The following is a 12581-nucleotide window of genomic DNA, read 5'->3' on the forward strand; positions in this document are numbered from 1 at the left end:
CCACTCGTAGAATCTTGATTACTATCTCTCTAACATAATTCTTTTGTGCTGCCTGAAATTCAGTAAAATGACTCAGCAAAGTATGATTTAAGAAAATAAATCTATAATGATTGTTTAGTTATGTTTTGTATGATTAAAATAACAGAAAGAATACAAAAATTAACTTAGGTAATCAAAGCTTGGGTGTCCCATAATTCCTATAATAATTCCTCCATTAAAATAACAGAAAGAATACAAAAATTAACTTAGGTAATCAAAGCTTGGGTGTCCCATAATTCCTCTTTTTCCCATAATTCCCACTTCAGCTAGAATCAAAGCTTGGGTGTCCCATAATTCCTCCATAATTCCTCCTTTTTAAGACACTTCAGCTAGGCTTTTAGCCCGTTAATTCTTGCTTGTGCAGTTGTTCATTTAATACCACAACTTCTGCGCGTTTAAAAAAGTTAAAGTCGGTAGCGGTCGCTAGAGTATAAGCCCCCATCATACGGCTAACAATTAAATCGCCATTATTTAGTTTAGGTAGCATAATCGATTCGCTTACTACATCAATACTGTCACATGTTGGACCTGCAAGTACAGATTCAAAACGCGTGAAATCTTGTTTTACACTGTCGATTGGATATGCCGCTTCATCAAACATTAAACCGCTGAATGATCCGTAAATACCGTCATCTAAGTAGTACCATGTTTTACCTTCTCGTTCCGCTTGCCCCATTATAGATGCCACACTGGTTACACAACTTGCAACAATAAAGCGGCCTGGCTCAGCAAGTATTTGCATGGTTTCTGGCAATTGAGCAAGAGCAGCGTTAATTGGCGCGCAAAATACATCAATTGGTAATACATCAGCGCTGTAAGGTACAGGAAAACCACCGCCTATATCTAATGTGCTCAATGCAGGTAACCCCAATTCATTTACCTGTAGAACTATTTTCGCACAGGCGTTTATTGCATCGACGTATTTAGTTGGGTTTGGCGATTGCGATCCAACATGAAACGATAATCCTTTAATTCTAATACCTAACTGTTGTGCATAGGTAATGATTTCGATCGCCATTTCAGGGCTACAGCCAAACTTTTTAGATAAATCAGCAAATGCATCTTTATTTCGAAAACTTAAACGTACTAAAATTTCGGCTTGATCTTTGTAAGCAACAAATTTTTCTAGTTCGTTAATATTATCGACCACAAACACAGTACAACCATAAGCTAATGCATGGCGAATGTCGCTATCGCGTTTAATAGGGTGCGTGTGAATAGTGCGCTCACTTGGTACGCCCTCACCTGCAACTAAATCAATTTCGCCACTGGTGGCAAGATCAAAGCTTGCGCCTTCGGTTAATAACGTGCGCACCACCGCTGCTAATGGTAAAGGTTTTAATGCAAAGTGTAAGGTTACGCTCGGTAGTGCATTTTTAAGTGCATGGTATTGGCGACGAATAGCTTCGCAATCAAGCACCATTAAAGGCGCACCATATTGTGCTGCTAGTTGCTCAATTTCTTGATTGGTCGGTTGCGTATAAGTAAAGCATTCGCTTTCGTTAGCCGCAGCCGTAACTGCAGGTACTTTGATTTGAAAGCCTTCTAATTTTGTTGATAAAGCCATGGTATTCTCCGAGTAAAAGAACGCATTAATTACGTTCTAAAAAACCGCTCGAATAAGGTTTATCTACGAGTCGGTTAAGTGATATCAATAGTGCTTGTGCACAGTCAAGTTCACTCTTGGATAGTTGCTCATTGCCTTGCTACAAACTAAGTTTGTAATGTACTCGGATTGGCTATCATCAAGAAGCGGCGAGATAATAATGTGAGTTTTAAATTTGTGCAACATTTATTTTAAAAAAATAAATTAGCGTAAGAATCAATCAATAATATTCATCAATGGCTTACTCTTTATTTGTTTAACTCCTTGTATATCATAACTAAAAGCTTAGGCTTTTAGTTATGATATAGGATTAGCTATAAAGCATTTAAATCATTGACGTTTTATTTTTATACTAATCTGATAATCCAAATAAATTTGAGCAACGTTCACAAACACTATGTTTTTTGCACATCTACTTTGACATAATTAACCTGGTTAGTTCCAACACTCGTAACTAACAGATACAGATAAAACTTATCATCTATAGTAAATTAATCGATGAATAAATAGGTTGGCCGAACCATAAGTTGTTAAAATAAAAAACTATTGGCTTTTTCGCCTTAGTCGTTTATGTTAACGAGCCGTTATACGATCCATAAAGATTAATTTAATGAGAATCTTTCTTCTTTTTATAGCTTGGTCATCATTTCTTAGTAGCTTTGTTGATGGAGCCCTTGGCCTTTATGCTTTATGGGTTATTAGTAACTCAGATATCACTATCTTTTACCTTTCATTAGATGCTTTTTTAAAGCAATACGTAGAATTTATATATTGGGTAAAACAAGTAGCATTTCTCGTTATGCCAAAAGAGATTGCAATATGGTTGTTTGGTATTCCGGCTTTGATTTATTTCCCTGTCAGAATATTAATGAGTATAGCTATTGGTAGGTGGGCATTGAAAAAAGTCGAGTTAATAAACGTTAAACATCAAGGCATATATCACGTAGTTGAAAAAAACAAATAACTATTGGTTTTTGCTCCTTAATCACTTATTTTAAACAACTATAATTTACCTCTTAATGTGGTATTAGATCAATGGAGTAATATCAAACTATGTACCTTGGAAAGTGTTTATGCGGTGAAGTTGAAATAAGAATTAAAGGTGAAATTAGTGATATCATCCACTGCCATTGCTCTTTGTGTAGAAAAAATAGCGGTACTGCTTTTGCTACTAACGGCTTTATAAACGCTGCTGAATTTGAGATTGCTTCAGGTAAAAATAATTTAAGTACATTCTCTTTTAAACCTGGCCGAAATAGGCATTTTTGCACTAACTGTGGTTCTCCTGTTTACAGTTCTAATGAACAAGATCCTACCCGTTATCGAATAAGGCTAGGAATTCTTGATTCAGATATTACTGAAAGGCCTATATCTCATAATTTTGTCTCGTCAAAAGCAAACTGGGAAGAATTAGATGCTAAGCTACCAAGATATGATTCATTTGAGCCTAGTCGCAAATAAATTTTTAACTAGCCAATTTTAGAAGGAGTACCAATGGAAGTATCACTTCATCCTGTAACAAAAGAAAACTATGAACGGGTTTGCGATCTTGAAGTCAGTAAAGAGCAAGAAGAGTTTGTTTCAGAAAACACATGGTCTCTAGTCGAATCTTTTTATGAGGGGTATGTGACCCGTGCGATATGCTCTGATGGCGAAGTTGTTGGTTTTTTTATGTGGGTACAAGAAACATCAAACAAAATATCAATTTGGCGCTTTATGATTGATAAACAATTTCAGAATCAAGGGCTAGGCCGTAGAGCATTACACTTAGCACTTAATGAAATAAAAAAGGTTAAAGATCTTAAAGAAATTGAAATTAGCTACAGCCCACAAAACCCTGTAGCCAAAAATTTTTATTCTAGCTTTGGCTTTAAAGAAGTAGGCATGGATGAAGATAATGACGATATGCTTGCAATTATTAGCATTTAGAACCTAGTAAGAGTTTCAAGCCTGACTCGTCACAATTTGCCAAATGCTATTTCGTTTCACATTTTAGCAAACTATTACACTCCCCCTAAAACGCTTTTATAATATCGCATCATTCTTTTAACAAGACGTTATATGTACAGGAGACTCAAGTACATGAATAATTTTATTCCATTAGGCATCATTTTTTTACTTGTTATTATTCAAATCAAGTTATTCAAAGATATGTGTAAATATTTATCTTCAACTTATCCAGAAGAGTGGGAAAAACTATCCGAAAACGCTATGGGAGAAGCGAAAGGATCAGTGACAAACGCTAATTTATCAGCGTCACTTAAGAGCGGTTTTTTCGCTACTATTTCTGATGATAAAGTTGTCAGGTTTTTGAAAGTTAGAAAATTGGTTATGTATCTCATGGGCAGCATAGCTATTTTGCAATTAATAATGGCATATATACTGTAGTCTATAGTTCAAAAAATTAAGCAGGGACAAAAAACAGTTGGCTTTTGTTGCTGCGTCGCTTATTTTAACCACTATATAAGTTGCCACTTAACGAAGGGCTATTTGTTTAGGTTATCAATCAACTATTGTAATTTAATATAAGGAAGTAAAATGAGAACAATTGGCAATTTAATTTGGTTTATATTCGGTGGCGTAATTATGGGTTTGGCTTGGTGCTTTTTTGGGCTTATAGCCTTTCTTAGTATTGTAGGTATTCCTTGGGGACGCGCTTGTTTTGTTATGGCTGGCTTTTCTTTTTTTCCTTTTGGTAAAGAAGCCATCGCTCGTAATGAATTAACACAATCCGAAGACATTGGTACTGGTGGTTTGGGAATGTTAGGTAATATTATTTGGTTTATTTTTGCTGGCTTTTGGTTAGCTTTAGGCCATGTCTTTTCCGCTATAGCTTGTTTTATTACCATTATAGGTATCCCATTTTCTTTACAACATTTGAAACTTGCGGGTATCTCACTTTCACCAATAGGTAAAACTGTTGTAACGAAAGAGGTTGCAGCTGCGGCTCGTAATGCTAATGCAGAAGTTGAAGTTGCAAATTTAAGATCAAACAAATAGTCAAATTTACTACAGAAAATATTGTTGGTTATTGCACTTTATTTACCATGCTAACCAACAATTTTTGCCGTTAAACCTGCCGTTAATTGGCCCCTTATTTCCCCAGTATTAGATTAGTTAAAGAGTAATAAGTTATGGATAGTATTAAGTGGTATAAAAGCCCCGACATGATAGTTGCCTTATCGGCACTGCTAATTGGTTTAGTCACCGCTTTCACTTCGATATATTCAGCATATATCGATCGTGAATATGCGAAATCATCCGTATGGCCTAGATTAGAAATATTCAGAAGCGTTAACCCTAATTCATCCTTTAGTTACGGCGTAAGTAATAATGGTACTGGCCCTGCTTTAATTAAATATGCAAAAATTAAATATGGTACTAAATATATAAAGACTTGGAGCGAAATAGAGGCTTTTCAGAATATTATACAGTCGCATATTAGCAATCGGACCTTATCACCTCAAAAAGGTGTTACTCCAGTTTCATATAAAGGTGAGAAGGTAAAAGACCTTCTAAAAGCAGATACTCAAATAAAAATAGAACTTTGTTATTGTTCTATTTACGAAGAATGCTGGCTCATTGATAAGAGTAATACCCCTTCCCCTGTAAAAGCTTGTTATATCGATGATGACGAAATATTTCTACAATAAACAATCTGCTCATTAAGTATTAGCACCCGAGGCAATGATGAGTAAATTTTTGAATTTAGTGGCCTTGTTACCAATTCTCAGCTTTATCGTAACAATGATTTTCATTCTTATCACTAAGGAAGAGATTTATACAAACTATCATTGGTTTGTGGTTGCCTTGTTATCACTTCAATCTTCTGCTGAACGCGTAAAAAATGCAAGTTCGGTAAGTATAACTATTTTTGTTTCTGGTATTTTGGCTAATATCTTGTTGATTATCGCAACGGCGTTTGATTTAAAAATACCCCCAATTACTTTGGTATTATTTATGGGATATTTAAGTACTGGCTTTCTAATTTTATTTGGAGATATAGCAGTTAAGTGGTATAAAAAATTGGACAGCCAACAAGGGAAAAGTGTTGTGAAATAGTTATTTGACACTGGTATTATTCAGTATAAGAGTGTTAATAGTATCGACTCTACGTATATAAGTTATCAAGTTAAGGAAAGAATGAATGAAAAGTAAACCATCCTCTAAATATTACTTAAGTGCTTCATTTATTATGTTGTTAGGTTTAATTTACAATGTTATTGAACAAGACTTTTGGGGTTCAGGGGTATTTCTAATTTCATCTATAATATTTTTAACTTTAGGTATAATTGAAAAACGTACATTAAAAAAATAAAACTCAATAGACTGAAATACAATTAACTCTATTTTTACACTGATTACAGTCTGGTTCATACAAGGGTATGTAACATGCACTTGACTAAAAGCACTTTATCTTCTGTGGTTGCAGGGTTGATCTTAGGCTACCTAGGCGCTTATCTTACGGGTTACACTTCAGCATTTTCGATGCCAGCTAACTTTATCAAGTTTATGTGGGTCTGGGATATCTTAGTTGTACAATTTTTAGGTTTTGGCGTATTGGCTATTCTTTTATCCTATTCTGTCGCGTATTTTTCAAAACTTAATTTCTTTTTTTCAGTTATTGCGAGCTTTGTGATTGCCCAACTCAATTTATTTCTTATGATGGATGGTAATATAAATCTGTATTTTCCACATATATTAACAATGCTCACTTGCTTAATTATTGGTTGGTTAATTGCTATCAAAAGACATGCAGAACAAGTAGTACAAACAGAAGATAATCATCTATTGAAGAAAATTAAGCACTAAAGCTTGTAGGTATTGTTATCTCCATTCGATTAAGAAAATGGAGCTAGGCTGACAAAACTCATCCAATAGTAAGTTTAAATCGGTACAAAATAGTTGGCTTTTACTCCTTAGTCGCTTACTCTAACTCATTGTATTATTAACTTTTAACAATACATTAGCTGATTCTACAAGCTTTATTTAAACTCAAAAGGAAATTAAAAACGAAATGGGGTATATTCACTTAACTTACTTACATTTATTAACGGTTGTCCCTGCATTCATAATAGGAACTTATTTACTTCTTAAACGCAAAGGAACACCTAAACATAAAGCTCTAGGTAAAATATATATGGTACTTATGTTAATTACGGCCATTATATCACTCTTTATGCCAGCTCAACTCGGTTCAACTTTTTTAAACCATTTCGGTTATATTCACTTACTTAGTCTATTGACATTGTATGCAGTTCCAGCTGCATATTTTTATATAAAAAAAGGAAATATTCGTGGTCATAAGCGAAGCATGATCATACTGTATTGTGGTGGCATATTAGTGGCAGGTACTTTTGCTTTAATGCCTGGCAGGCTATTAAATACTTGGCTTTTTACCTAATGAGTGTATTAACCATTAGATAAGCCATTTAAAAGAAAGGTTATTGGCTCTTAATGAGCTATTAGGCTTTAAAGGAAACATTGTGTGCACCGATAAGAATAAATTTTTAATCATTGGTTCGATATGCAGCGCTCTTGCCGCTCTAGTTCATTTAGGCTGCATTATATTTGGTGGTAATTGGTATCGCTTTTTTGGTGCTGGGGAGCAAATGGCAAGAATGGCTGAAAATGGTCATTGGTATCCAACTGTAGTCACGTTAGTCATTGTTCTTATACTGTCAGTTTGGTCTCTGTATGCCCTATCAGGTGCACGAGTAATTTTTAAAATGCCATTTCTTCGTTTAGGCTTAGTTTTAATCTCTGCCATATACTTAATCCGTAGTCTGGCATTCGTCAGTATAATGCCCATGTTTCCAGAAAACAGTTTAACATTTTGGCTAGTTAGCTCAGGTATTACTTTCACTATTGGCCTATTGTATGCCATTGGTACTTTTCAAGTATGGTCACACTTTAGTAGCGAAAGTGCCCAGCTATAACTTTAAACGGAGCATTCATGAAACCAATCGTTTTAGTTACAGGCGGTAGCAGAGGTATCGGTGCTGCAACATCTAAACATTTAGCCATACAAGGTTATGCTGTTTGCGTAAATTATATTTCAAATGAAATTGAAGCAAATAAAGTTGTCGCTGAAATAAATGACAATGGCGGTGTTGCTATTGCCGTACAAGCAGATGTATCTCAAGAAAAGGATGTTATTCGTCTTTTTAATACAATTGATCAATCATTGGGTAAAATTACACACTTGGTTAATAACGCTGGGATTTTATTTCCACAAATGCCGATATCAGCAATGACAGCAGAAAGAATTAATAAAGTATTAACGACTAATGTCACAAGTTACTTTTTATGCTGCAGAGAAGCGATAAATAGAATGGTAGAAGGTGGTGCAATAGTTAATGTATCCTCTGCGGCTGCGAGGTTAGGCTCTCCTGCGGAATATGTTGATTATGCAGCGTCAAAAGGCGCGATTGATACTTTAACCACGGGATTATCTCTTGAAGTTGCAAATAAAAATATTCGTGTAAACTGTGTGAGGCCAGGGTTTATTTATACAGAAATGCACGCCGATGGTGGTGAAGTGAATAGAGTAGAACGCGTTAAATCATCAATACCATTACAGCGGGGTGGTAAGCCTGAAGAAGTAGCGGCTGCTATCGCTTTTTTATTATCAAATGAAGCTTCATTTATTACCGGCTCATTTATTGATATAGCTGGTGGCAAATAGCTTTATAGCTGAGCATTACCCAGTTCAAAGAATAGTCTATTACTTAATTATTCAACATTGAGCAAGTAAAGGCTCATTCAGCCAAAGCAAAAAGTATTTTTATACTCCTACAGACATGATTTAGATACAGGTAATATATTAAGTACACCTATTTCACGGATAATTCATAATAAATGAGTTATTCTTCATCATCATTATGTTTTAAGGAAATTATATGATTTATTCAACCACTGAGTTTATCCCAGGAAAAGAAATAGCAGAAATTGTTGGAGTCGTTACCGGTAATGTCGTCCAAGCAAAGCATATTGGTCGTGACATTATGGCTGGCTTAAAAAATATTATTGGTGGTGAAATACGCGGTTACACAGAGATGTTAACTGACGCACGAGATACAGCAATTCAACGTCTTATTGTAAGTGCTCAGGAAAAAGAAGCTGATGCCATTGTTGGCATTCGCTTTACCACAAGTGCAATAATGGATGGTTCATCTGAAATTATGGTTTTTGGAACAGCCGTTAAATTAAAAAAATAATATTATGACTTTTTCATGCCTTAGTATTGCTCTTTAATGTAGGTGAAAATCTCGCTTGGTATAAATATATTTATATTGATGATCTTGTTACAAGTGATGCTCATCGTTCAACTGGCGCTGGAACCTTCTTAATTAACTGGTTTAAAGAATATGCGCAAGAAATAGGTTGTCAGCATCTGCACTTAGATTCAGGTGTTCAACGATTTCCCGCACATAGGTTTTATCGACGTGAAAGATTTACTATTGCTAGCCATCATTTTTCAATCATGGATATTGGCCTCGAGTAAAGACAAAGAAACGCGACAAATTTTGTACTATCAGATTATGTAAACTTGACTGAAACCAGTAACCCAATTAACGGTGATTACGATAATATTTATGGAGATAATAAATGATGAACATTACTGAAATAACTACTTTTTTCGGGTGGTGCACTTTAATTAATATGAGTGTTTACACATTTTCAGCATTATTCATTATGGTGTTTAAAAGCTTTACTACGAATCTTCATAGTAAACTGATGGGCATGAATCCAGCAGAGCTACCTTCGCTATATTTTAAATATTTAGGTAATTATAAAATAGCAATTCTACTACTGAATTTTTCGCCATATATCGCATTAAAAATAATGGCTTAATACCAACTCCCACATAAAAATTATTAGTTGATTATGGCATTTGATCGCGGTTTAGAAGAAAGACTTTTGGAACACTTACAAGATCGTCAAGATCTAGTGGTAAAAAGAATGTTTGGCGGTTTATGTTTCTTACTTTCTAAACACATGTGCTGTGGAATAATTGGTGATAAGCTTATGGCTCGTATAGGGCCAGAAAATTACGAAAAGTGCTTATCTCAACCTTATGCAAAGGAAATGGATTTTACTGGCAAACCGATAAAAAGCATGGTTTTTGTTCTTCCAGATGGCTTTGAAGCTGATGATGATTTAGCATCTTGGGTGAATATCTGCATTACATACGTTGACTCTTTACCACCTAAGCAACCTAAAGCACCTAAAGAAAATACATATATCAATAAAGTACACGAATACAAATAACAAAATCCTAACGAGAAAGTCGACATAATGAGATATTTAATTTTAGTGTGTATGCTAATACTTAGCGGATGTAGTTCAACATCAACAGTCAATTCAAATACCGATGTAGCCAGTGTGATGAACTTAATAGCATTAACTGAAGAAAACGCCCCTAGAGGTGTGAAAGGTACTTTTCAATTCCTAATCAAAGCTGCGGGCAGTCAAAATAATGTTATCTTTTTAAATACAGAAACCAATTACCGGGATAGAAGGAATATTTCTGTCGCTATACACCCAAAATTAATTGATGCATTAACGATAAAGTATGGCGTTTATCCTGAGATATTCTTTATTAATAAAACGATTGAAGTCACTGGCGAGGCTAAGCGTGTAAAAATTCATTTAGCTGTGGATGGTAGAAAAACAACAAAGTATTATTTTCAAACTCATGTAAGAGTTACTTCTTTAAATCAGATTAAAGTATTAGCTTGATACTACTAGAAAAAGCTTAGTTTGAAATGAAACTAGGAGCATTTACGAGTCCTAGTTTCACTAAATCATCTTCATATCACAAGCTAGAAATTAACAGTGTTAATTTGATATGAATATTGTACTACTGATCTTTGAGGTCAGTTTAGTTTCCTACTGTAAACTTAGTATCAGCGTCTCTTAATAAATAAAGAGCAGCACAAGCAGCAAGCATAGGCCATGCAGCAAAGAATAATAAGTGCTTGAATGCATCAAGGTATTGTTCGTAAGCAGAAAATGTTGAACCTGCATGCATAAGAAAAATAAGACCGTAAGTAATACGTTTTTTAATACCAAATAGAAAAGCGATAACTAAGATAAGCTGCAAACCACCTAAAATATAGGCTATTGTTTCACTTAAACCAGCAATATTATAAAAACCTTCGAAAATACGAATGCTATGACCTGGGTTAACAAATTTATCAATCGTCCAGATAAACATTACAATAAATACGCCTAAACGTAATAAAAATAAAGACCACTGTAACTTCTCTTCTAGATCAGTATTTGCTAACTGCGAAGATCCTCTTTTTTCAGTTGATTGCGTGGTATTCGACATATAAATTCCTTAAATAAATAAAAGTTTTGTTCGCTGACTAATAGACCGAATAACACTTAATAACTTTCAAAAAAGTTATATTTAATTTGTCTTTTTTTATTTTTTAAAGGGCAAAAAAAGTAATGTCAGTAAACTGGTGTTTTTTTCATCTACTGGAAATTCTTTAAGCCCAATATCTAACTGCTGATCTGTTTTAATTGCACTGTCTTTATAGCTACCAAATAACCTATCCCACCAAATCACACTGAAACCATAATTACTGTTTGTTTCTGATACTACTTGGCTATGATGAATACGATGTAAGATTTGTGTCATCAATAATAAACGTAAAGGTTTCTCGATAACTTGAGGCAAACGGATATTGGCATGGTTAAACAAAGCTAAACCATTTAAAGCGATCTCAAAAATTAATACCGCTATGGCTGGAATCCCTAACGCTGTTACCACAATTAATTTAATAAGAATGCTTAATACAATTTCAATAGGATGAAAGCGTAACCCTGTACTTGTATCTACATGCGCATCAGCATGGTGAACTCGATGTAAACGCCATAGCATAGGCACTACATGGAACATTCTATGTTGCCAATAAATCACTACGTCTAATATCAATAAACTTAATACGATTGTTAACCAATCTGATAAATTTAAATTGGTATAGAAAACTTGATTAAACAAGCCAATACCGTTATCCATGTTATAAAGCGCAATAACGGTTAAACCAACAGGTATTGTTAAACGCGCAAGTACAGAAGAAGCAAACACTAATCCAAAGTTAGCCGCCCAGCGCTTAGTATTACTAAGAGGAGATTGTCGTGCCGGTTTTTGCCATTCAAGCAACATCATAATAATGAGTACACTAAAAAAACAACCAAGACGCCACCAAACTTCGTTAGTCATTTTTAGCCTCAGTACCTTCAACAGTATTTATGTGTGAACTACTTTCTAATGATAGTTCGCTTTCTTGTAATGACGCTTCTTGCTCTTTAAGTGTGTTATAGCCGCCATGTATGCGGGTAAAAATAGTGATCATACAAGCAAAAGAAAATAACAGCGCTAACCATGAGAATGATTGCGGCCATAGACAAAAAGCAACAAATAATGCAATAGTTTCAGTACCTTCCGTTAAACCATTGAGGTAATAAAAGCTTTTATATTTAAATTGTGGTTTATCAATTTTAAATTTTTCAGCAGCAATAGCAAAAGCGAGAAAGCTTGATCCTGTCCCAATAAATGTCGCGAGTAAGACAGCCCCTGCGATACCATTTAATTCAGGATCGGCAAAAATAAAACCTAATGGAATGGCTGCATAAAATAAAAAGTCTAAGGTGATATCTAAAAAACCACCAGCACTCGAACTTTGATTAGCATAACGAGCAAGCGCGCCGTCTAAGCCATCTAAAATACGATTAACGACAATAGCTGCAAGTGCCCAATACCATAACTGAAAGGCTAACAAGGGTACGGCTAACATGCCAACTAAAAAACCATAAAAAGTCAGTTGATCGGCGGTGATATTACGTTTGTGCAATAAGCTAACAACAGGCGTTAACAAAGGCTTTATAACGGGCGTGATATATTTATCTAACATCAAAC

The 12581-nt window shown here is 34.8% G+C and carries 21 protein-coding genes; 17 read left to right on the top strand and 4 right to left on the bottom strand.

Going from position 1 to position 12581, the window contains the following annotated elements; genetic code table 11:
- Positions 1-376 precede the first annotated feature (376 nt).
- Positions 377-1606 carry a type III PLP-dependent enzyme gene (locus KO509_RS13960; RefSeq protein ID WP_215973884.1) on the bottom strand — a complete coding sequence of 410 codons (1230 nt, stop codon included), beginning with the start codon at positions 1604-1606 and terminating at the stop codon, positions 377-379.
- Between the two features lie 649 nt (positions 1607-2255).
- Between KO509_RS13960 and KO509_RS13965 the strand changes: the two genes are divergently transcribed.
- The 17 genes from KO509_RS13965 to KO509_RS14045 all read left to right on the top strand — a co-directional run bounded on the left by KO509_RS13965 (position 2256) and on the right by KO509_RS14045 (position 10390).
- Entirely contained in the window at positions 2256-2609 is a 354-nt protein-coding gene (locus KO509_RS13965) for a hypothetical protein (RefSeq protein WP_215973885.1), read from the top strand.
- Between the two features lie 89 nt (positions 2610-2698).
- Positions 2699-3106 carry a GFA family protein gene (locus KO509_RS13970; protein ID WP_215973886.1) on the top strand — a complete coding sequence of 136 codons (408 nt, stop codon included), beginning with the start codon at positions 2699-2701 and terminating at the stop codon, positions 3104-3106.
- Between the two features lie 33 nt (positions 3107-3139).
- Positions 3140-3574 carry a GNAT family N-acetyltransferase gene (locus KO509_RS13975; protein WP_215973887.1) on the top strand — a complete coding sequence of 145 codons (435 nt, stop codon included), beginning with the start codon at positions 3140-3142 and terminating at the stop codon, positions 3572-3574.
- A gap of 153 nt (positions 3575-3727) precedes the next feature.
- Complete coding sequence (locus tag KO509_RS13980) at positions 3728-4033, top strand: hypothetical protein (protein WP_215973888.1); 306 nt, start codon at positions 3728-3730, stop codon at positions 4031-4033.
- A gap of 150 nt (positions 4034-4183) precedes the next feature.
- Positions 4184-4645 carry a YccF domain-containing protein gene (locus KO509_RS13985; protein ID WP_215973889.1) on the top strand — a complete coding sequence of 154 codons (462 nt, stop codon included), beginning with the start codon at positions 4184-4186 and terminating at the stop codon, positions 4643-4645.
- Positions 4646-4779: 134 nt separating this feature from the next.
- On the top strand, positions 4780-5298 hold the full coding sequence (locus KO509_RS13990) for a hypothetical protein (protein ID WP_215973890.1): 519 nt from the start codon (positions 4780-4782) through the stop codon (positions 5296-5298).
- Positions 5299-5332: 34 nt separating this feature from the next.
- A complete protein-coding gene (locus KO509_RS13995; RefSeq protein WP_215973891.1) occupies positions 5333-5707 on the top strand; it encodes a hypothetical protein in 375 nt (124 codons plus the stop codon).
- Positions 5708-5792: 85 nt separating this feature from the next.
- Positions 5793-5963, top strand: a complete 171-nt coding sequence (locus KO509_RS14000; RefSeq protein WP_215973892.1) for a hypothetical protein — start codon at positions 5793-5795, stop codon at positions 5961-5963.
- 74 nt (positions 5964-6037) lie between these two features.
- Positions 6038-6457, top strand: a complete 420-nt coding sequence (locus KO509_RS14005) for a hypothetical protein (RefSeq protein WP_215973893.1) — start codon at positions 6038-6040, stop codon at positions 6455-6457.
- A 205-nt stretch (positions 6458-6662) separates the two neighbouring features.
- Positions 6663-7049: a DUF2306 domain-containing protein gene (locus KO509_RS14010; protein ID WP_215973894.1), complete on the top strand. Its 387-nt coding sequence runs from the start codon at positions 6663-6665 to the stop codon at positions 7047-7049.
- A gap of 82 nt (positions 7050-7131) precedes the next feature.
- Entirely contained in the window at positions 7132-7584 is a 453-nt protein-coding gene (locus tag KO509_RS14015) for a hypothetical protein (RefSeq protein WP_215973895.1), read from the top strand.
- 17 nt (positions 7585-7601) lie between these two features.
- Positions 7602-8333 (top strand): SDR family oxidoreductase, encoded by a 732-nt coding sequence (locus KO509_RS14020; protein WP_215973896.1) that lies wholly within the window; start codon positions 7602-7604, stop codon positions 8331-8333.
- A 214-nt stretch (positions 8334-8547) separates the two neighbouring features.
- Positions 8548-8865 carry a heavy metal-binding domain-containing protein gene (locus KO509_RS14025; protein WP_215973897.1) on the top strand — a complete coding sequence of 106 codons (318 nt, stop codon included), beginning with the start codon at positions 8548-8550 and terminating at the stop codon, positions 8863-8865.
- 26 nt (positions 8866-8891) lie between these two features.
- Positions 8892-9152, top strand: a complete 261-nt coding sequence (locus KO509_RS14030) for a GNAT family N-acetyltransferase (protein ID WP_215973898.1) — start codon at positions 8892-8894, stop codon at positions 9150-9152.
- 104 nt (positions 9153-9256) lie between these two features.
- Positions 9257-9502 (top strand): DUF6868 family protein, encoded by a 246-nt coding sequence (locus tag KO509_RS14035; protein WP_252727602.1) that lies wholly within the window; start codon positions 9257-9259, stop codon positions 9500-9502.
- A 33-nt stretch (positions 9503-9535) separates the two neighbouring features.
- On the top strand, positions 9536-9919 hold the full coding sequence (locus tag KO509_RS14040) for a TfoX/Sxy family protein (protein ID WP_215973899.1): 384 nt from the start codon (positions 9536-9538) through the stop codon (positions 9917-9919).
- A gap of 27 nt (positions 9920-9946) precedes the next feature.
- Positions 9947-10390, top strand: a complete 444-nt coding sequence (locus KO509_RS14045) for a hypothetical protein (RefSeq protein ID WP_215973900.1) — start codon at positions 9947-9949, stop codon at positions 10388-10390.
- 142 nt (positions 10391-10532) lie between these two features.
- Here KO509_RS14045 and KO509_RS14050 read toward each other — a convergent pair whose 3' ends face one another.
- The 3 genes from KO509_RS14050 to KO509_RS14060 form a co-directional block, all read right to left on the bottom strand.
- The gene (locus KO509_RS14050; RefSeq protein ID WP_215973901.1) at positions 10533-10985 is read right to left on the bottom strand and encodes a hypothetical protein; all 453 of its coding nucleotides are present in this window, start codon (positions 10983-10985) and stop codon (positions 10533-10535) included.
- A 96-nt stretch (positions 10986-11081) separates the two neighbouring features.
- The gene (locus KO509_RS14055; protein ID WP_215973902.1) at positions 11082-11885 is read right to left on the bottom strand and encodes a sterol desaturase family protein; all 804 of its coding nucleotides are present in this window, start codon (positions 11883-11885) and stop codon (positions 11082-11084) included.
- Positions 11878-12576, bottom strand: coding sequence for a CDP-alcohol phosphatidyltransferase family protein (locus tag KO509_RS14060; protein ID WP_215973903.1), 699 nt, complete (start codon positions 12574-12576; stop codon positions 11878-11880). The genes KO509_RS14055 and KO509_RS14060 overlap by 8 nt, the downstream gene beginning before the upstream one ends.
- Between the last annotated feature and the right edge of the window lie 5 nt (positions 12577-12581).

Origin of the sequence: Colwellia sp. C2M11 (genome assembly GCF_018860915.1) — a bacterium.
In the GTDB taxonomy this organism is placed as follows: Bacteria; Pseudomonadota; Gammaproteobacteria; order Enterobacterales; family Alteromonadaceae; genus Colwellia.